Raw genomic sequence first — 19,624 nt, 5'->3', positions numbered from 1 at the left:
TGAATTACTTTTTATTGCCTACCGCGTTGTCCAGCCACTGTGCAAAATCTTTGCCCAGCACCGGGTGACGTACGCCGTACTCAACAAAAGCCTGCATGTAACCCAGCTTGTTACCACAGTCGTGGCTGACGCCAGTCAGGTGATAAGCTTCTACAGTCTCTTTTTCCATCAGCATAGCGATAGAGTCGGTCAGCTGAACTTCGCCGCCTGCACCCGGAGGGGTTTTAGCCAGCAGAGGCCAGATATCAGCAGAAAGAACATAACGACCTACTACCGCGAGGTTTGAAGGCGCTTCATTCGCTTTTGGCTTCTCAACAACGCCCACCATCGGTGCACTCTGGCCCGCGCTCAGCTCGGCGCCTTTGCAGTCAACCACACCGTATGCGGTTACGTCTGCTACTGGCTCAACCATGATCTGGCTGTGACCGGTTTCTTCAAAACGCGCCAGCATCTCTGCCAGGTTGTCTTTGGTCGGGTTTGACTCATATTCGTCGATGATAACGTCTGGCAGAATGACTGCTACCGGCTCATCGCCTACCAGCGGATGTGCACACATGACCGCATGGCCCAGACCTTTAGCGATACCCTGACGCACCTGCATGATGGTGACGTGTGGCGGACAGATAGACTGGATTTCATCCAGCAGCTGACGCTTAACACGCTTCTCCAGCATGGCTTCCAGTTCGAAGCTGGTATCAAAGTGGTTTTCGATTGAGTTTTTAGAAGAGTGCGTAACCAGCACAATTTCGTTAATGCCCGCAGCAATACACTCATTTACGACATACTGGATCAACGGCTTATCGACCAGCGGTAACATCTCTTTTGGAATAGCTTTGGTCGCTGGCAGCATACGCGTACCTAAACCTGCAACCGGGATTACCGCTTTTTTTACTTTTGACTTATAGGCAGACATCAAATACCTCTCTTAATAGGCCGCTCAAGTTAATACTTGATATGTCGGTTTAAAAAACGAAATGAGTATATCAGTTAGTATCAGGCGGAATTATCCTGGATAAAGTTAATCCATGGAATTTAAGACTTTTACCCAAGTGTAAAGGATAGGTCTGGCGCTGTCGCTTAACTGATTTAACCCGCTGTTTAACTGCTTATTCTTCACCCGATAACATCAGACGTAGCCTGCCGCCGGCACCCCAGACGTGGCACTGCCAGGCACCGGTATGCTGAGAAATCTGATTAAGATGGGTCCCCCCCATCGTACCCAGCGGTACACCGCTGTTTAACTGCAGCTGCTGCGTTTCCAGGTGCAGCGTGGCATTAAGCCCTGCTGAAACCAGAATTAATTTACGCAGTTCGCGATGATAATATCCCACCAGAAGCGGGAACTGCCCGGTAAGGTTTGCCTGGCGCAGCAGCATATTCACCTGACGCAGCAGACCGTTGAGTTCCGGCAGCCGATGATGCTGTCCGGACAGCTGCTCCTGCAGTAAACCGTTGAATAGCGCCCGCAGCAGCAGCGCGGCCAGCACGCCGTTGTCGCCCGCCCGGGTAACATCGAGACAGTAAAAGGCGAGATCTTTATCGGAGAGCGCAGCGATATCCAGAACCAGCCCTGGCTGTTCCGCCATGGTGAGCTGTCGGTAGTTGATGCGGCAGTGCGCAATGGTTTGCTGCACCGGCGGCTGCAGCTGCTTCAGCAGTTTTGCCGCGGCGATCGGATCGCGGGCCAGCGCATCCCAGTCCTGAAACAGCTGCTCATCCTCCTCCACTTTCGAGGTGAACATCGAGGGATAAAGACACTCAAAAACAGCCTCGCGGAAGCGTTCGATATTTTTCAGGGGTTTCAGTAATACATCCTGCACGCCAAGCCGCAGCACATGCGCGATATCAGCCATATTCTGGGTAGCAGATATGACCAGTACAGGCACCGTATTCCCCTGACTGCGCAGATGCTCAACAAACGCAATACCGCCCATCCGGGGCATTTCCAGATCGCAAATCACCAGATCGGCGCTGTGCGACGACAGAATGTCGAGGCCTTCCAGCCCATCGCCGGCCTGCAGGGCTGTTGCCCCCAGACTGGTCAGTACATTTTCCAGCAATGAACGGAAAACGACCTCATCTTCGACAATGAGTATCTTTTTGCCGAGTAGTGGTTTTTCCATTCTCTCCCCCTGCGTACCAGATATTGCAATAGTGGTTCATAAAATGCAGTTGCGCCTTTAATTATTGTCATCAGCGACAACCCCCCTGAATGAACAACTGACTATCTGCTACGGACCAGTGGTAATAGTTCATCCATTTTTTTCTCTACGGCCGCCTTACCGGCAGCCATCGCCTCTTCAGCACGATGAAAATCCAGCGTTGAAATCTGCGGACAAAACGGCTGAATCAGCACATCCGGCGGATCGCCCGCCATACGGTTACGTTTCAGGCGGTTTTCCAGCACCTGAATTGAGGTCGACATGATCTCCATTGCGCCAGGTGAATGCGCCGCGCGCTGGCGGGAAAATCCCATCAGACGCTGACGTAATTTTTTACCCCACGAGAGCGCCTCTGCCGCGTCATCGCCGTTTTCCGGCGTTACCGACAGCAGATCCTGCTGCATCAGATGCGCATCATGCTGAAGATCGACCGCAATAACAATGTCGGCGCCAAGTGCGCGCGTCAGGGAGATGGGCACCGGGTTTACCACCGCGCCATCCACCAGCCAGTATCCATTGTAGCCAACAGGTGGTAATAAGCCTGGCATACTACAGGAAGCGCGCACGGCCTGATGCAGATCGCCTTCAGTCAGCCAGAGCTCACGGCCGGTACTCAGGTTGGTGGCAACCACGCCAAACGGTTTCAGGCCGCCGTCAATCTGGTCATGCGGGATCAGCTGGCGAATATGACTGAAAACGCGATCGCCGCGCAACAGTCCCCCGCGCTGCCAGGAGAGATCCATCAGGCGTATAACATCCCAGTAGCGAAACGCGCTGACCCACTTCTCCATCTTTGCCAGGTGACCATTGGTGTAAGCGGCACCAACAAGCGCGCCGACTGAGCAGCCCGCTACCACATCAATTTCAATACCGGCACGCTCCAGCGCATTGATGACGCCGATATGCGCCCAGCCCTTCGCGGCGCCCGACCCCAGAGCCAGTCCAATCTTGACCTTTCTCATCTTACCTCGTGATGCTGCTGGTACGTAGCATCATGCCACGCAGTCGGCTACCATAGCGCACGCCTATGATAACGTTAACCACTCTCAGGAGATGATGTGTCCGAAAAGTGCCCCTGCTGCAGCGGGAAGCAGTATAGCGTATGTTGTCAGCCCTTTTTAAACGGCGAGGCCATCCCGCTAAGTGCTGAACAGCTGATGCGATCTCGCTATACGGCCTACGCCACGGGTAATGCAGTTTATCTGACAGAAACCTGGCACGCCAGCCAGCGCAGCGTCGATCTGACGGCGCGTTTATCTGAAAGTTTTGCCGGTACAACGTGGCTCGGACTAAATGTAACCTGTTGTAATCATGGCATCCATGAGAACGAAGCCTTTGTGACCTTTTTTGCGCGCTACCGCGAAAAAGAGCGCGAGTCAGCGATCGCTGAACGTTCACGCTTTCTTCGGGAGGAGGGTCGCTGGTACTATGTGGATGGAACAGCGCCAGCAATCGGGCGTAACGATCGCTGCCCCTGCGGCTCTGGCAAAAAATACAAAAAATGTTGTGGCTGACATCCGCTTCGCCGCAATGGTAATACCCTTATCGCTTTGACAGGACCTTGACTGAGATGCAAGCGCAAACACTGCAACGAAAAGTTTTACGGACCATTTGCCCTGATGCTAAAGGTCTGATCGCCAAGATCACCAACATTTGCTACAAGCATGAGCTCAACATTGTGCAAAACAATGAGTTTGTCGATCACCGCACCGGCCGCTTTTTTATGCGCACCGAGCTGGAAGGCATTTTTAACGACAATACGCTGCTGGCCGATCTGGATAGCGCTCTGCCGACCGGTTCGGTGCGTGAGCTGCACACTGCCGGTCGCCGCCGCGTCGTTATTCTGGTCACAAAAGAGGCGCACTGCCTGGGTGACCTGCTGATGAAAAGCGCGTTTGGCGGTCTGGATATGGAGATCGCTGCGGTGATCGGCAATCACGATACGCTGCGCTCGCTGGTAGAACGTTTTGATATTCCTTTTGTGCTGGTCAGCCATGAAGGCAAAACGCGCGAAGAGCATGACAACCGCATGGCGGAAGAGATCGATCGCTATCAGCCTGATTACGTGGTGCTGGCAAAATATATGCGCGTGCTGACGCCTGCTTTTGTGCAGCGCTACCCTAACCAGATCATCAATATTCACCACTCGTTCCTGCCAGCTTTTATCGGCGCGCGTCCTTATCATCAGGCGTATGAACGCGGCGTTAAAATCATTGGCGCAACGGCGCATTACGTCAATGACAACCTGGACGAAGGTCCAATCATTATGCAGGATGTCATTAACGTGGATCACAGCTATACCGCTGAAGAGATGATGCGCGCCGGACGCGATGTGGAAAAAAACGTGCTGAGTCGCGCGCTCTATAAAGTGCTCGGCCAGCGCGTGTTTGTTTATGGCAACCGCACGATTATTCTTTAAGCGCGGCGTTTTGGCGCCAGGGCGCTGAATTGTCTAACTCTTCAGCGCTACGCGTAAAAAACGGGCAAACAGGTTTTATTTTTACATCCGGTGCTTTACAGGCGGAACGCATTTGATATGATGCGCCCCGCCTTCAGGCACAAAGATTCAGGCAAGTGGCGGGATTCCCGAGCGGCCAAAGGGAGCAGACTGTAAATCTGCCGTCATCGACTTCGAAGGTTCGAATCCTTCTCCCGCCACCATCTGAATCACTCTGCAGTGCCTGAATCTGAGCTTTATATCCCAGGCGGGATTCCCGAGCGGCCAAAGGGAGCAGACTGTAAATCTGCCGTCATCGACTTCGAAGGTTCGAATCCTTCTCCCGCCACCATCTCCTGTTCCGTTCGCTACATCCTGAAAAAACTCAGTTTGCTCTTCCCCTCTGATACTGTGCTGCCTGCTCCGCTTCGGGCATGACTTTTTGCCAAAAAGCCGTTACCATCGCGCCGCATACAGGTTATTAAAATGGCAGCGATATGAAATTTGTTTCATTCAACATCAACGGGTTGCGCGCCCGCCCTCATCAGCTGGCCGCGCTGGTGGAACAGCATCAGCCTGAGGTTATCGGCCTGCAGGAAACCAAGGTTCACGATGAGATGTTCCCACTGGAAGAGGTCAGCCAGCTCGGCTACCACGTCTTCTATCATGGGCAAAAAGGTCACTACGGCGTCGCGCTACTTACCAAAAACGCACCGGTACGGGTCATGCGCGGTTTTCCGGGCGATGACGCTGACGCCCAGCGACGCCTGATTATGGCGGAGATACCGAGCCCGGCAGGTAACATCACCGTTATCAACGGCTATTTCCCGCAGGGTGAAAGCCGCGACCACCCGCTTAAATTCCCGGCTAAAGAGAAATTCTACCGCGATCTGCAGAGCTATCTGATGGAGCACGCTGCCGCTGACAAGCCGGTGCTGATCATGGGCGACATGAATATCAGCGCCACTGACCTGGATATCGGGATTGGTGAGGAGAGCCGCAAGCGCTGGCTGCGTACCGGAAAATGCTCGTTTCTGCCGGAAGAGCGTGAGTGGATGGATCGGCTGCTGCAGTGGGGTCTTACCGATACCTGGCGCGCCAGAAACCCGACGACAAACGATCGCTTTTCCTGGTTCGACTACCGCTCGCGCGGATTTGATGACAACCGCGGACTGCGCATCGATCTGCTGCTGGCCAGTCAGCCGCTGGCCGCGCGCTGCGTCGATGCCGGTATCGATTACGCCATTCGCGGCATGGAAAAACCTTCTGACCATGCTCCCGTCTGGGCGACGTTCGATCTGTAAACGTCAGGCGTGGCGCCGGCGCGCCACGCTTAACTATTTAATGATTTTCCACAGCAGCGGATTGGTCCCCAGCACCTTTTCATCCCGCGAGCACTGCAGCAGTACCCCTTCGGCCTTAACCACTGCGCCTTCTGAATAGCTGCGGTTTTCATAAATGCAGCACTGAAGGCAGCTGTTTTGCTGACGATTCTGGCCCTGCGTCCAGACTTCCGCCGGCATATCCACCACCACATCCGTATTACCCGTCCGCCCCGGCTCCGGCATCCGGTTTGCCAGCGCCGTAGTGCTGCAGATCAGCAGCGCCAGCGCCACTCCTGTTGTATACCCGCTCATTGCGTCTCCTTTGGCTTTCGCCGCTGTTTTTTGGCTTTCGCGCGCGCTGGCGAAGCGGCGGCCAGCCCTTTGAACGCCTGCAAAGAAGGCCGCTGCCGCGCCTCGCCAATCAGCGTGGTCAGCGTTGACACCAGCGGCTGCATAAACTCATCATAGCGGCAGCTTTTTTCGCTGATGCGCGTCAGGGTTGACTCCCACTGCGCCGTCATATCCGGCCGCGCCGCCATTTCCGGCAGCGCATGGATCAGGGCTCTGCCCGCCTCCGTTGAGTGGATATAGCGCCCTTTTTTAACCAGGAAGGTGCGGCGAAACAGCAGTTCAATAATGCCGGCCCGCGTCGCCTCCGTTCCTAAACCATCGGTCGCACGCAGCACTTTCTTTAATTCTTTATCCTGCACAAAGCGCGCAATGCCGGTCATGGCGGATAACAGCGTGGCATCAGTAAACGGCCGCGGCGGCTGTGTCTGCTTCTCCAGCAGTTCACCGCGCTCGCACAGCAGGGTATCGCCTTTAGCGACGACCGGCAGCGGCGTGCCGTCATTCTCTTCGTCACGCTCTTTATTCCCGAGCAGCGCGCGCCACCCCGCTTCCGCCAGAAACCGCGCTTTTGCCACAAACCGGCCACCACCGATCTCCAGATCGATAACGCATTTGCGAAACTGCGCATCCGGACAGAACTGCATCAGATATTGCCGGGCAATCAGCGCATAGATCCTGGCTTCGTTGTCGCTGAGTGCGACTTTGCCGGTACGCGCGGTGGGAATAATAGCGTGATGCGCATCGACCTTTTTATCGTCCCAGCAGCGGTTTTTCTGTTCCGTATTGAAGTCAGCAGGTGGCGTGAGATCGGGCTGATGCACAGCGATCGCTTTCAGCACGGCATGACGACCGGCGTAGTGCTCATCAGGGAGATAGCGGCTATCCGAACGCGGATAAGTAATAAGCTTATGCGTCTCATAGAGACGCTGACAGCAGTCCAGCACGCTCTGCGCGCTCAGCCCGTAACGCTTTGCGGCTTCAATCTGCAGGCTGGAGAGCGAAAACGGCAGCGGTGCAGTTTCCGATTCACGCCTGTCGTTATAGCCGGTTACCTGCGCGGGCTGTCCCTGAATACGCGCCAGCACATGCTCTGCCAGCGGCCGGTGCAGGACGCGCCCCTCTTCATCCTGCCAGGGCTCACAGGCGTCGCTTGGCACCCAGCTGGCAACGAAGCGCTCCTCTTTTGGCGTGACGACGTGCGCTTTCACTTCAAAATAGTCTTTGGGCACAAAGTGCTCAATCTCTTCATCCCGCCGCACAACCAGCCCGAGCACCGGCGTCTGCACGCGCCCCACCGACAGAACGCCATCATAGCCGGCGTTACGCCCCAGCAGGGTCCAGGCGCGCGTCATATTAATGCCATACAGCCAGTCAGCGCGTGAACGCGCCAGCGCTGAGACGCAGAGCGGGATGAATTCGCGGTTTTCGCGCAGCCGGCTCACCGCACGCTCAACGGCCGCCGGATTAAGATCGTTGATCAGGCAGCGCTGCACCCGCTGGCGCTTCCCGGCCGGCAGCTGCAGATAGTCCAGCACCTCATCCACCAGCAGCTGACCTTCGCGATCCGGATCGCCGGCGTGCACAATTTCGCTGGCCTGCTGCAGTAAGCCTTCTATGGCTTTCAGCTGTTTCGCTACCGAGGGGCGCGGCTGCAGACGCCACTTTTCAGGAATAATAGGCAGATCGGCCAGGTTCCAGCGGGCATAGCGGCTGTCGTAGCTATCAGGCTGCGCCTGCTCCAGCAAATGCCCGACGCACCAGGTCACCACCTGATCGTTGCCGCAGGCGATATAGCCCTCTCCGCGGCGATGCGGCTTTGGCAAAACATCTGCGATGGCGCGCGCCAGGCTCGGTTTTTCAGCAATAAATAGACGCATGGAAGGCGCAAATCCTTTCTTTTAGCTTTAACGAAAACAGTGAAGCGATGGTAGCCTGGCGGCCTGCTGGAGGTAAGCTTTCTCTGCACGGATGCGGCGCTTTTGCGCACGACGCCTGCAATTCTGCCAGATTGCAGGCGAGAGAATCAAAACCAGGAGACAAACTCTGTGGTATCCGGTGCGACAACCGTGGTGCTGGCTTTAAGCTGCGGCGTGCCGAGATAGAGAAAGCCCACAATGGCATCTTTTTCTTTGCAGTTGAACGCCGCCCGCACGTGAGGATGGTCGGTCCAGGGGCCACTGCGCCAGATGCCGTTATACCCCTGAGCCAGCGCGGCCATCTGCATCGCCATAACGGCACAGCCCGCAGAGACAACCTGCTCCCACTGCGGCACTTTTTCAGAGGGCTTGTAGTCTGCAATGACCGTTATCACCATGGGCGCACGAAACGGCGCCGCCGCCGCTTTCGCGATGGCTTTTTCATCCAGCGCGCTCTCGCGGGCGGCCTGCTCCAGCACGCGGCTTAGCCGGTCCCGTCCCTCATTCTCCGCTATAACGAAACGCCACGGGCGCAGCGTACCGTGATCGGGTGCCCGCATACCGGCATGCAGAATGTTTTGCAGCACCTCACCTGCCGGAGCGGGTTCAGTCAGTCGCGAAGCTGAGCGGCGATTGGTTAATAACTCCAGTGCATCCATAAGGGTTCTCCTGTGCCTTTTGATGATGTGCTAATCCTGGCACAGCGCGATCTTTTGTAACAGTCTGGTGCGAATTCCTGCTGACTTTTCAGCCGCTGCTCTTTAGGATGATGCCGATATCGGGGTCCGCACGCCTGCTGCCGGCCCTGGCTACGTGAATATGGAGAGTTTATGCGCACATTGTGGCGAATGATTACCGGTCTGTTCCGCTGGAGCTGGCGGGTTCTGAATTTTATCCGGGAATTTATCCTTAACCTGTTTCTCATTGTCCTGATCCTGGCCGGTGTCGGCATCTGGCTGCAGCTGTCGAGCGCCGGCAACAGTGAACCGGTCCAGCAGGGAGCATTAAAAGTCGATCTTAGCGGTATGCTGGTGGATAAACCTTCAGTGAGTAACCGTCTGAGCCGCATCAGCCGTCAGCTGCTGGGCGCGAACAGCGATCGCCTGCAGGAAAACTCCTTGTTTGATGTGGTTGATGCGATTCGTCAGGCTAAAACTGACAGCAATATCACCGGTATCGTGCTGGATCTGCGCGATTTTGCCGGTGGCGATCAGCCCTCTCTGCAGTATGTCGGTAAAGCGCTGCGGGAGTTTCGCGACAGCGGTAAACCGGTTTATGCGCTGGGTGACAGCTACAGTCAGGCGCAGTATTACCTGGCCAGCTTCGCGAATAAAATCTGGCTCTCCCCTCAGGGTACGGTTGACCTGCACGGCTTTGCGACCAACGGCCTCTATTACAAAACGCTGCTGGAAAAGCTGAAGGTCTCTTCCCACGTTTTCCGCGTAGGCACCTATAAGTCAGCCGTTGAACCGTTCCTGCGCGACAATATGTCACCGGATGCACGCGATGCGGACAGCCGCTGGATCACTCAGCTATGGCAAAATTATCTCAATACGGTGTCGGCCAACCGTCAGATTACGCCAGAGCAGCTCTTTCCCGGTGCGGCAGGCGTGATCAGCGGACTGGAGGCGGTACAGGGTGACACCGCTAAATATGCGCTGAATAACAAACTGGTGGATACGCTGAGCTCACGCGCGGCAGCTGACCAGGCGCTGGCGAAAACCTTTGGCTGGGACAAAGCGAATAATGACTACCGCTATGTCAGCATCTATGACTACCGTCTGAAACAGCCAGCGCAGCAAAAAGGCAACATCGCGGTGATCCTCGCCAGCGGTGCGATCATGGATGGAGAAGAGAGCGCAGGCAATGTCGGCGGTGATACGACGGCCGCACAGATCCGTGAAGCACGCCTCGATCCCGCCATTAAAGCTATCGTGCTGCGGGTAAACAGCCCGGGCGGCAGCGTCACCGCATCGGAAGCGATTCGTGAAGAGCTGGCCGCCGCGCATGAAGCCGGTAAGCCGGTGGTGGTCTCCATGGGAGGCATGGCCGCATCGGGAGGTTACTGGATTTCAACGCCGGCAGATTACATCATCGCCGCGCCTTCTACGCTGACCGGTTCAATTGGCATTTTTGGCGTGATTAATACGGTCGAAAACAGCCTCGACGCAATCGGTGTACATACGGATGGCGTAGCCACCTCACCGCTCGCTGATGTGGCTACCACCAAAACGCTGCCTGCAGAGGTACAGCAGCTGATGCAGCTGACGATTGAGAATGGCTATCGCAATTTCATCGGTCTGGTCGCTGCGTCGCGCCATAAGACGCCTGAGCAGATTGATGCGATTGCACAGGGCCATGTCTGGACCGGCAGCGATGCCAAAGGCAATGGTCTGGTTGACGCGCTGGGTGATTTTGATGACGCCGTGGCGAAAGCTGCCTCGCTGGCCAGCGTGAAACAGCCTGCGCTGAACTGGTATCAGGATGAACCCGGTATGCTTGATCTGCTGCTTAATCAGATGAACGCCTCGGCGCAGGCGGTACTGCCCGACGCGCTGAAAATCTGGCTGCCCGCACCGGTGCAGGATGTTGTCAGCGCCATGCAGTCGCAGCCGGGCCTGCTCGGTAAGCTTAACGATCCGCAAAATCGTTACGCCTTTTGTCTGAATTGCGGCAGCGTTCGCTAATTTTACAGCCCGGCCGCTGGTCGGGCTGCTTTTCCCTGTCAATCCCCTTATACTGCGCGTTTTACGGCAAGTCTGAGTACACTCATGCAAAAGAAAAATATCTATGTAGCCTACACGGGCGGTACTATCGGGATGCAGCGCTCTGCGCAGGGCTATGTACCGGTATCAGGCCACCTTCAGCAGCAGCTGGCCAATATGCCTGAGTTTCACCGGCCGGAGATGCCGGATTTTACGATTCATGAATACGCCCCGCTTATCGACTCCTCTGATATGACGCCGCAGGACTGGCAGGCAATCGCAGATGATATCCGCCAGAATTATGACGCCTATGACGGTTTTGTTATTCTGCATGGAACCGATACCATGGCTTTCACCGCATCGGCTCTCTCCTTCATGCTGGAAAATCTGGCAAAACCGGTCATCGTCACCGGATCGCAGATCCCGCTGGCGGAACTGCGCTCTGACGGTCAGCAAAATCTGCTGAACTCCCTCTACGTGGCGGCTAACTATCCGATCAATGAAGTGGCACTGTTTTTCAATAACACCCTGTTCCGCGGCAACCGTACCACCAAAGCGCACGCCGACGGCTTTAACGCCTTCGCCTCGCCAAATCTGTCGCCGCTGCTGGAAGCGGGTATCCATATCCGCCGTCTGAACACCTCTCCCGCGCCACAGCAGACGGGCGAGCTGGTGGTTCATCCCATTACCCCGCAGCCTATTGGCGTGGTCACCATTTATCCGGGCATCTCTGCAGACGTTGTGCGCAACTTCCTGCGCCAGCCGGTTAAGGCGCTGATTCTGCGCTCTTATGGCGTGGGCAATGCGCCGCAAAATGCGGAGTTCCTGCATGAGCTGCAGCAGGCGAGCGAACGCGGGATTATCGTGGTTAACCTGACGCAGTGTATGTCCGGCAAAGTGAATATGGGCGGCTATGCCACCGGCAATGCGCTGGAGCATGCTGGCGTGATCAGCGGTTTTGACCTCACCGTTGAGGCCACGTTAACAAAACTGCACTATTTATTGAGTCAGGACCTTAGCCCCGATGAAATTCGTGCCAGAATGCAGCAGAACTTACGTGGCGAACTGACTGAAGATTGAACGGAGCAAAATGATATGAAGCGGGCATTGGTAATTATCGATATCCAGAATGACTTTTGCCCCGGCGGTCCGATGGCCGTGCGCGAAGGTGATCAGACTGTGGCGGTAGCGAATCGCTATGCGCGTGAATTTCGCCAGCGCGGCGAATGTGTTGTGGCCCTGCAGGACTGGCATCCGGCAAATCATGGCAGCTTTGCCTCAGTGTCCGGTGAGCCTGTCTACACGCTGGGTGAGCTTAACGGGCTGGCGCAAATCTGGTGGCCGGACCACGGTATCGAAAACAGCCCGGGCGCAGATTTTCATCCCGACCTCGATCGCTCTCTGATTGACGCCGTATTTCACAAAGGTGGAGACGTTGATGTCGACAGTTACAGCGCCTTTTTCGATAACGGACACCGGCGCAAAACTGAACTGGATAACTGGTTGCGCGAACGCGATATCACGCATCTGGTTATGCTGGGGATTGCGACTGACTACTGTGTGAAATATAGCGTGCTGGATGCGCTGGAGCTCGGGTATCACGTTCAGGTCGTTAAAGAGGGCTGCCGCGGCGTGAATCTCAATCCGGAAGACAGTGACATTGCGCTGGCGCAAATGCAGGCGCAGGGTGCGGAAATAATCTGAAAAACAGGCTGGGTATTCCAGCCTGTTTTCTTAGTGCAGATTGATGCGCGTGACATCCGGCTCGATGCCAAACTCTTCTTTCAGCTGCTTTTTAGATTTGGTCACAATATCTCCCCCTTTGGCAATGCTCATATGCTGAGGTGAGTCGTTATGACGCGCCTGCCACAGCATGACCAGCTGCAGACAGTGCTCGCGCTGCTCCTGCGTTAATGCAACACCATCAGGCCATTTACCCGTCTCAACGGCGGTTGCCAGACGTGCATAGATCTCAGGCGTCATCGCATCCAGCATCGCATTCAGTTCCTGATTCATTCTATCCCTCCTGCTGTTTGCCCTGTTCGTCAGTAAAGCTCAGCGAGGCGGAGTTAACGCAATAGCGCTCACCGGTAGGCTGCGGGCCATCCGGAAAAACATGCCCCAGATGCGCGTCACAGCTGCCGCAGCGGATCTCAACCCGGTGCATGCCGTGCGAGTCGTCTTCAAGGTAGCGTATCGCCTCATCGCTGACCGGCTGGTAGAAACTGGGCCAGCCACAGCCTGAATCATATTTGCTTTCTGACAGAAACAGCGGTGCCTGACAGACCAGACAGTGATAAATGCCATCCTGCTTGTTGTGCAACAGCGCGCCGGTAAAGGGTGGTTCGGTACCCCGATGCTGCGTGACGTAGCGCTGCATTTCCGACAGCTGGCCGATTTTTGCTTCAGATGCGGTATCTTTTGCCATTTTTGCTTCCAGAGTATCTTTCTGTAGAAATCAGCTACTATTCTAACAAACGGACAACATTGCCCGACGTTTTTTTTGTGCGAACTTTTCTGCCCTGGTCGCTGCAGCGTGGTTTTGTGATGACGATCACTCTTTGTGACAAACTTCCCTTTTCACACGCTAATCAGCGTAAGATAGACGCGCTGTAAAATCGGCGCGCAAGCGGTTGCAATACAGATTATTCCTGGCGTTGGAATTGACCTGTCGCAACAATTGACACGATTCCGCTTGACGCCTGGTAAGGTTTTTGTAATTTTACAGCCAACCTTTTATTCACTAACAAATAGCTGGTGGAATATATGACTATCAAAGTAGGTATCAACGGTTTTGGCCGTATCGGTCGCATCGTTTTCCGTGCTGCTCAGCAGCGTTCAGACATCGAAATCGTCGCGATCAACGATCTGCTCGACGCCGATTACATGGCTTACATGCTGAAGTACGATTCTACCCATGGTCGTTTTGACGGCACCGTAGAAGTACAGGATGGCGCGCTGATTGTTAACGGCAAAAAAATCCGTGTTACCGCTGAGAGAGACCCGGCTAACCTCAAGTGGGACGAAGCAGGCGTTGACGTTGTTGCTGAAGCAACCGGGATCTTCCTGACTGACGAAACCGCACGTAAGCATATCTCTGCCGGTGCAAAGAAAGTGGTTCTGACCGGTCCATCTAAAGATGACACCCCGATGTTTGTACGCGGTGCCAACTTTGATAAATATGCTGGCCAGGATATCGTGTCTAACGCATCCTGCACCACCAACTGCCTGGCACCGCTGGCAAAAGTCATCAACGATAAATTCGGTATCGTTGAAGGCCTGATGACCACCGTTCACGCCACCACTGCTACCCAGAAAACCGTTGATGGTCCGTCACATAAAGACTGGCGCGGCGGCCGCGGTGCAGCACAGAACATCATCCCATCGTCTACTGGCGCAGCAAAAGCGGTTGGTAAAGTACTGCCAGAGCTGAACGGTAAACTGACCGGTATGGCTTTCCGCGTTCCTACGCCTAACGTCTCTGTGGTTGACCTGACCGTTCGTCTGGAAAAAGCAGCGACCTACAAAGAGATCTGTGAAGCTATCAAAGCGGCTTCAGAAGGCGAAATGAAAGATGTACTGGGCTATGTTGAAGATGACGTGGTTTCTACTGACTTCAACGGCGAAGTACTGACTTCAGTATTCGATGCCAAAGCAGGTATCGCGCTGAATGATAACTTTGTGAAACTGGTTTCCTGGTACGATAACGAAACCGGTTATTCCAACAAGGTTCTCGACCTGATTGCTCTGGTTGCTGCTAAATAAGCGACCAGGCTATATCAATAAGGGTGACTTCGGTCGCCCTTTTTTTTCGACCAGATAAACAGAGGCTGAACGATGCCAAATACGCTTTTTACACTGCCTGTGACAGAGCAGATAACCCCTTACCTGTCGCTGCGTCAGCAGGATGACCTGCCGGTCGTGATTATCAGTCATCCGAAAGTTCGTGCAGCTATCGCGCTTCAGGGCGCGCATCTGCTCGCCTGGCAGCCCAGCGGTCAGCAGCCTGTTCTCTGGCTGAGTGATAAAAGTGCGTTTAAAGCAGGTAAAGCGATTCGCGGCGGCGTGCCGATCTGCTGGCCGTGGTTTGGCCCTGCCGGTGAACCGGCTCACGGATTTGCCCGCACCCAGCCATGGACGCTGACAGCACACGATGAAAATGACGATGCCGTCATGCTGACCTTTACGCTGGAAAGTAACAGCCAGACGAAAAAGCTCTGGCCTCACGACTTTACGCTGCTGGCCCGTTTCCGGCTGGCCGATCAGTGCGAGATTGAACTTGAAGCCTGGGGCGATTTCGACGCGACAGCCGCGCTGCATGCTTATTTTAGCGTAGCGGATATCGCTGAGACCGCAGTCAGCGGGCTGGGTAAGACGTTTATCGATAAAGTGGCGGATAACTCACCGGGTGAAAACAGTAGCGGCGTACAGCGCTACCCGGGACGGATTGACCGTATTTATACTGCGCCTGACGAGTGCAGCGTGATCAAAGACAGCAGCGGCGGCAGGCAGATTGAAGTTTATCATCACTATCAAAGTGACGTTGTCACCTGGAACCCGGGTCCTGAACTCTCCTGCAGCATGGCGGATATGCCGAATGATGGCTACAAGCGCATGGTCTGCGTCGAGACGGCGCGCATCACTAAGCCGCTAAAAAGCGCGGGCGAAACACCTGCCCGCCTGGGGACAACCTTACGCGTGCGCAGCGCTAAGCCAGCTTAAACCACATCCAGCGGCACGCGCTGCTGCGGAGCAGGAAACAGCTGGTCGAGCAACGCGATCTCTTCGGCGCTGAGCGTGATGTTCAGCGCCGCAGCGTTTTCCTGAACGTGCGCGACGCTGCCTGCTTTAGGTATCGCTATGAGACCCTCATGCCGGATCGCCCAGCTCAGCAGCAGCTGCGCCACACTAATCTGCTTATCCCGTGCCAGCGCCAGCAGCTGCGCATTATCAAACAGCGCCTGTCGCAGCCGCCCCGCCTGGGCCAGCGGGCAATAAGCCATTACCGGCATGGCGCGCTGCTGGCAGAGCGGCAGCAGCGTATGCTCAATGCCGCGGGATGCAAGATGATACAGCACCTGGTTCGTCGCGCAGGAGAAGCCGCCCTCTTCTGCCCACAGCTCTTCCATATCATCGCTGTCAAAATTTGATACGCCCCAGCTGCGTATCTTTCCCTGCGCCACCAGTTTCTCCATGCCGCGAAGGGTCTCCTCCAGCGGGATATTACCGCGCCAGTGCAGCAGATAAAGATCGAGGTAGTCGGTTTTAAGTCGCTGCAGGCTGCGCTCACAGGCTCCGGTGATATCAGCTTCGCTGGCGTTCCACGGATAGACTTTGGAAACCAGCCAGGCGCTATCACGTCGTCCCTGCAGCGCTTCACCCACCACTCTCTCAGCTTCCCCGTCAGCGTACATTTCGGCCGTATCTATCACCTGTAATCCGGCAGCAAGCCCCGCCTGCAGCGCAGCGATCTCCTGAGCACGCAGCGCGGGGTTTTCCCCCATATACCAGGTTCCCTGCCCGATAGCGGGCAGCGAAGCACCATTGATCCAGACGTTTTGCATCATCCCTCCTGCGCGGTACGGCTATAAAAAAACAACGCCTGATATCAGGCGTTGCGATAGTGCATCAGAAGCTGTAGCTGAGGCCGGTCCAGAGCGTGACCTGGCCGTTTTTATCGACCATCGGGCTGTCTTTAACCTCATCATCAAAGCGAGTGTAGCGCCCGGAAAAACTGGCGTTCCAGTTTTGGGTAAGCTGGTAGCTGGCGTTCAGCTCGACATAGGGCGACCAGCTGTCATCGGGCCGGTAGGTGGCGATACCGCTACGGGCACTCTCATGCGAAGAAACGCCGTAGTAGTAACGGTTTTGATTTGCGCTGTTCCACAGGGCCCCGATACCGGGCGTCAGGCTGAATGCGCCAAACTCAAAGCGGTAGAGATACGTCAGATCCCAGATGATGCCATTACTGTTATTCAGCACATCACCCAGTAATGCCGTGCGCAGGATGCCCCACTCTGCAACATGACGATAAGTGCCACCCGCCATTAACGTCATCCGGCGCTTATCCAGAGATTTCATATCGCCAAGATCGTTATCATCCGGGTCATACTGCTGTGGCGAACCGAGCAGCGTCAGCGACAGCTGATTCTGCGGGTCTTTCCACAGGTAATAGCCGCCCTGCAGGCTGCGAAACCAGAAGTTTTCGCCTTCATAGTTGATAACCGGTACGGGCAGATAGCGATCCTGTCCGCCACGATAAGGCGATTGAGCATAGATAACAGAGGCGCCCAGCGACAGCGGGTCAGCATGAGCAGTAAATGCGGTCACCAGCGCGGGAGACAGCAGCATAAACGCAGAAAGTTTAAAGGTGTTCACTATATATTTTGCCTGTTAAGTCACTAATTGCTTTTGCAGTCTAGCGAATATTTTGCAACAGAGGCAATCTGCTGTTAACCGTAATGGCTAATTCTGCCGCTCTTCACATCTTGCAGAAATTTACGCAGCTTATACCGAACAGAGTTGTTGGCATCTTTACAGGCCGTCTCCCATCCTCACAGGCGAATATTTCGCAAAACGATCGTGGCTTAAAACAATATGCGGAAATTTGCGCGTTTTTTGTGCGCTAATCGTTTAATCCTGCGCCACTTACTACTTGATCTTTATCCGATACACGCTCATAACAATAGAGAAGCAGAGAGATTTATATCCTTAAAATTGAGAGGTTGGCACCACTGTTTGTAAGGTTACGCTTATTGTTCCCAACAATTCTAACAGGACGGGCATCGCTATGAATATATTCGATCACTATCGTCAGCGTTATGAAGCTGCCAAGGACGAAGAGTTCACACTGCAGGAATTTCTTACTATCTGTAAGCAGGATCGCAGTGCATACGCCAATGCGGCAGAACGACTGTTAACGGCTATTGGTGAGCCCGTTATGGTTGATACCGCTCAGGAGCCACGCCTTTCCCGTATCTTCTCGAATCGTGTTATTGGCCGTTACCCGGCGTTTGAAGAGTTCTACGGTATGGAGGAAGCGATTGAACAGATCGTCTCCTACCTGAAACATGCGGCGCAGGGGCTGGAGGAGAAGAAGCAGATCCTCTATTTACTCGGTCCGGTGGGCGGCGGTAAATCCTCTCTCGCTGAACGTTTAAAAGCGCTGATGCAGCGCGTGCCTATTTATGTACTGAGTGCCGATGGCGAACGCAGCCCGGTTAACGATCATCCGCTGTGCCTGTTTAATCCGCAGGAAGATGCCAATATTCTGGAGAAAGAGTATGGCGTACCTCGGCGTTACCTTGGCACCATTATGTCGCCGTGGGCAGCAAAACGTCTGCATGAGTTTGGTGGTGATATCACCCGCTTCAAAGTGGTAAAAGTGTGGCCATCAATTCTGGAACAGCTGGCTATCGCTAAAACTGAACCCGGTGATGAAAACAACCAGGATATCTCCGCGCTGGTAGGTAAGGTTGATATTCGCAAGCTTGAGAATCATGCGCAAAACGATCCGGATGCCTATGGTTACTCTGGTGCGCTCTGCCGCGCGAACCAGGGCATCATGGAATTCGTAGAGATGTTCAAAGCGCCGATTAAGGTGCTGCACCCGCTGCTGACTGCTACGCAGGAAGGCAACTACAACGGTACTGAAGGCATTTCCGCTCTGCCTTTTAACGGCATTATTCTGGCGCACTCCAACGAATCGGAGTGGGTCACCTTCCGCAACAATAAGAATAATGAAGCCTTCCTCGACCGTGTCTATATCGTTAAGGTGCCCTACTGCCTGCGCGTTTCAGAAGAGATCAAGATTTACGAGAAGCTGCTTAACCATAGCGATCTCACCACTGCGCCCTGCGCCCCTGGCACACTTGAAACGCTGGCCCGTTTCACTATCCTGTCGCGCATGAAAGAGCCGGAAAACTCCAGCATCTACTCGAAAATGCGGGTGTATGACGGTGAAAGCCTGAAGGATACCGATCCCAAAGCAAAATCCTGGCAGGAGTATCACGACTACGCGGGCGTCGACGAAGGGATGAATGGCCTCTCAACCCGTTTTGCCTTCAAAATTCTGTCGCGCGTGTTCAACTTTGATCACACTGAAGTGGCGGCTAACCCGGTTCATCTTTTTTACGTGCTGGAGCAGCAGATTGAGCGGGAGCAGTTTCCGCAGGATCAGGCAGAGAAATATCTGGAGCATCTGAAGGGTTATTTAATTCCGAAATATGCGGAGTTTATCGGTAAAGAGATCCAGACCGCTTATCTGGAGTCCTATTCAGAATATGGTCAGAATATCTTTGACCGCTATGTCACTTATGCCGACTTCTGGATCCAGGATCAGGAGTATCGCGATCCGGATACCGGACAACTGTTTGACCGTGAGTCGCTTAATGCGGAACTGGAGAAGATAGAGAAACCAGCCGGCATCAGTAATCCAAAAGATTTCCGTAATGAAATCGTCAACTTTGTTCTTCGCGCCCGGGCGCAAAATAGCGGCCGTAATCCAAACTGGACCAGCTATGAGAAACTGCGCACGGTCATTGAGAAAAAAATGTTCTCCAATACTGAGGAGCTGCTGCCGGTTATCTCGTTCAATACTAAAACGTCTACCGATGAGCAGAAAAAACATGATGATTTTGTCGACCGTATGATGGAGAAAGGCTATACCCGCAAACAGGTGCGTCTGCTCTGCGAGTGGTATCTCCGCGTGCGTAAATCGTCATAATCG

19 protein-coding genes and 2 tRNA genes are annotated in these 19,624 nt (G+C 54.6%); 11 read left to right on the top strand and 10 right to left on the bottom strand.

The window, feature by feature from the left end:
* Positions 1-4: 4 nt before the first annotated feature.
* The 3 genes from galU to rssA form a co-directional block, all read right to left on the bottom strand.
* Positions 5-913 (bottom strand): UTP--glucose-1-phosphate uridylyltransferase GalU, encoded by a 909-nt coding sequence (gene galU / locus DBY66_RS00745; protein WP_039384664.1) that lies wholly within the window; start codon positions 911-913, stop codon positions 5-7.
* Between the two features lie 193 nt (positions 914-1,106).
* Entirely contained in the window at positions 1,107-2,123 is a 1,017-nt protein-coding gene (gene rssB, locus DBY66_RS00740; RefSeq protein WP_071668865.1) for a two-component system response regulator RssB, read from the bottom strand.
* A gap of 101 nt (positions 2,124-2,224) precedes the next feature.
* A complete protein-coding gene (gene rssA / locus DBY66_RS00735) occupies positions 2,225-3,124 on the bottom strand; it encodes a patatin-like phospholipase RssA (protein WP_108569368.1) in 900 nt (299 codons plus the stop codon).
* 96 nt (positions 3,125-3,220) lie between these two features.
* On the opposite strand from rssA, the gene DBY66_RS00730 reads away from it, so the two are divergent.
* The 5 genes from DBY66_RS00730 (at position 3,221) to xthA (ending at position 5,903) form a co-directional block, all read left to right on the top strand.
* Positions 3,221-3,676: a YchJ family protein gene (locus DBY66_RS00730; protein WP_039384671.1), complete on the top strand. Its 456-nt coding sequence runs from the start codon at positions 3,221-3,223 to the stop codon at positions 3,674-3,676.
* A 56-nt stretch (positions 3,677-3,732) separates the two neighbouring features.
* Positions 3,733-4,581, top strand: coding sequence for a formyltetrahydrofolate deformylase (gene purU, locus DBY66_RS00725; RefSeq protein WP_039384674.1), 849 nt, complete (start codon positions 3,733-3,735; stop codon positions 4,579-4,581).
* Between the two features lie 157 nt (positions 4,582-4,738).
* Positions 4,739-4,823 (top strand) — tRNA-Tyr (locus DBY66_RS00720).
* Positions 4,824-4,866: 43 nt separating this feature from the next.
* Positions 4,867-4,951: transfer RNA gene (locus DBY66_RS00715), tRNA-Tyr, on the top strand.
* A 145-nt stretch (positions 4,952-5,096) separates the two neighbouring features.
* A complete protein-coding gene (gene xthA, locus DBY66_RS00710; RefSeq protein WP_108569369.1) occupies positions 5,097-5,903 on the top strand; it encodes an exodeoxyribonuclease III in 807 nt (268 codons plus the stop codon).
* 33 nt (positions 5,904-5,936) lie between these two features.
* Here xthA and DBY66_RS00705 read toward each other — a convergent pair whose 3' ends face one another.
* The 3 genes from DBY66_RS00705 to DBY66_RS00695 form a co-directional block, all read right to left on the bottom strand.
* The gene (locus DBY66_RS00705; RefSeq protein WP_039384678.1) at positions 5,937-6,236 is read right to left on the bottom strand and encodes a YnjH family protein; all 300 of its coding nucleotides are present in this window, start codon (positions 6,234-6,236) and stop codon (positions 5,937-5,939) included.
* Positions 6,233-8,152, bottom strand: coding sequence for a DNA topoisomerase III (locus DBY66_RS00700; protein ID WP_039384680.1), 1,920 nt, complete (start codon positions 8,150-8,152; stop codon positions 6,233-6,235). Before DBY66_RS00700 ends, DBY66_RS00705 begins: the two co-directional genes overlap by 4 nt.
* Positions 8,153-8,298: 146 nt before the next feature.
* Entirely contained in the window at positions 8,299-8,850 is a 552-nt protein-coding gene (locus DBY66_RS00695; RefSeq protein ID WP_039384682.1) for an NAD(P)H nitroreductase, read from the bottom strand.
* A 171-nt stretch (positions 8,851-9,021) separates the two neighbouring features.
* Between DBY66_RS00695 and sppA the strand changes: the two genes are divergently transcribed.
* The 3 genes from sppA to pncA all read left to right on the top strand — a co-directional run bounded on the left by sppA (position 9,022) and on the right by pncA (position 12,600).
* Positions 9,022-10,878: a signal peptide peptidase SppA gene (gene sppA / locus DBY66_RS00690; RefSeq protein ID WP_108569370.1), complete on the top strand. Its 1,857-nt coding sequence runs from the start codon at positions 9,022-9,024 to the stop codon at positions 10,876-10,878.
* A gap of 84 nt (positions 10,879-10,962) precedes the next feature.
* A complete protein-coding gene (gene ansA, locus DBY66_RS00685) occupies positions 10,963-11,976 on the top strand; it encodes an asparaginase (protein WP_039384688.1) in 1,014 nt (337 codons plus the stop codon).
* A gap of 15 nt (positions 11,977-11,991) precedes the next feature.
* Entirely contained in the window at positions 11,992-12,600 is a 609-nt protein-coding gene (gene pncA, locus DBY66_RS00680; protein WP_039384690.1) for a bifunctional nicotinamidase/pyrazinamidase, read from the top strand.
* A gap of 30 nt (positions 12,601-12,630) precedes the next feature.
* On the opposite strand, the gene DBY66_RS00675 is transcribed toward pncA, so the two are convergent.
* Entirely contained in the window at positions 12,631-12,912 is a 282-nt protein-coding gene (locus DBY66_RS00675; protein ID WP_039384691.1) for a DUF1315 family protein, read from the bottom strand.
* Between the two features lies 1 nt (position 12,913).
* Positions 12,914-13,324 (bottom strand): peptide-methionine (R)-S-oxide reductase MsrB, encoded by a 411-nt coding sequence (gene msrB / locus DBY66_RS00670; RefSeq protein ID WP_039384692.1) that lies wholly within the window; start codon positions 13,322-13,324, stop codon positions 12,914-12,916.
* A 338-nt stretch (positions 13,325-13,662) separates the two neighbouring features.
* On the opposite strand from msrB, the gene gapA reads away from it, so the two are divergent.
* A complete protein-coding gene (gene gapA / locus DBY66_RS00665; RefSeq protein ID WP_039384694.1) occupies positions 13,663-14,661 on the top strand; it encodes a glyceraldehyde-3-phosphate dehydrogenase in 999 nt (332 codons plus the stop codon).
* A 72-nt stretch (positions 14,662-14,733) separates the two neighbouring features.
* Positions 14,734-15,618 (top strand): D-hexose-6-phosphate mutarotase, encoded by an 885-nt coding sequence (locus DBY66_RS00660; protein WP_039384696.1) that lies wholly within the window; start codon positions 14,734-14,736, stop codon positions 15,616-15,618.
* Here the strand turns inward: DBY66_RS00660 and DBY66_RS00655 are convergent.
* Entirely contained in the window at positions 15,615-16,460 is an 846-nt protein-coding gene (locus DBY66_RS00655; RefSeq protein ID WP_104085077.1) for an aldo/keto reductase, read from the bottom strand. The genes DBY66_RS00660 and DBY66_RS00655 overlap by 4 nt on opposite strands.
* 64 nt (positions 16,461-16,524) lie before the next feature.
* Positions 16,525-17,247 carry a MipA/OmpV family protein gene (locus tag DBY66_RS00650; protein ID WP_104085354.1) on the bottom strand — a complete coding sequence of 241 codons (723 nt, stop codon included), beginning with the start codon at positions 17,245-17,247 and terminating at the stop codon, positions 16,525-16,527.
* 439 nt (positions 17,248-17,686) lie between these two features.
* On the opposite strand from DBY66_RS00650, the gene yeaG reads away from it, so the two are divergent.
* Positions 17,687-19,621, top strand: coding sequence for a protein kinase YeaG (gene yeaG, locus DBY66_RS00645; protein WP_065649162.1), 1,935 nt, complete (start codon positions 17,687-17,689; stop codon positions 19,619-19,621).
* The last annotated feature ends 3 nt before the right edge of the window (positions 19,622-19,624 follow it).

The organism is Pantoea sp. RIT413 (assembly GCF_003057675.2).
In the GTDB taxonomy this organism is placed as follows: Bacteria; Pseudomonadota; Gammaproteobacteria; order Enterobacterales; family Enterobacteriaceae; genus Pantoea; species Pantoea eucrina.
Note: the sequence above shows the minus strand (reverse complement) of the source record. Positions and strands in the feature narration are given on the sequence as shown.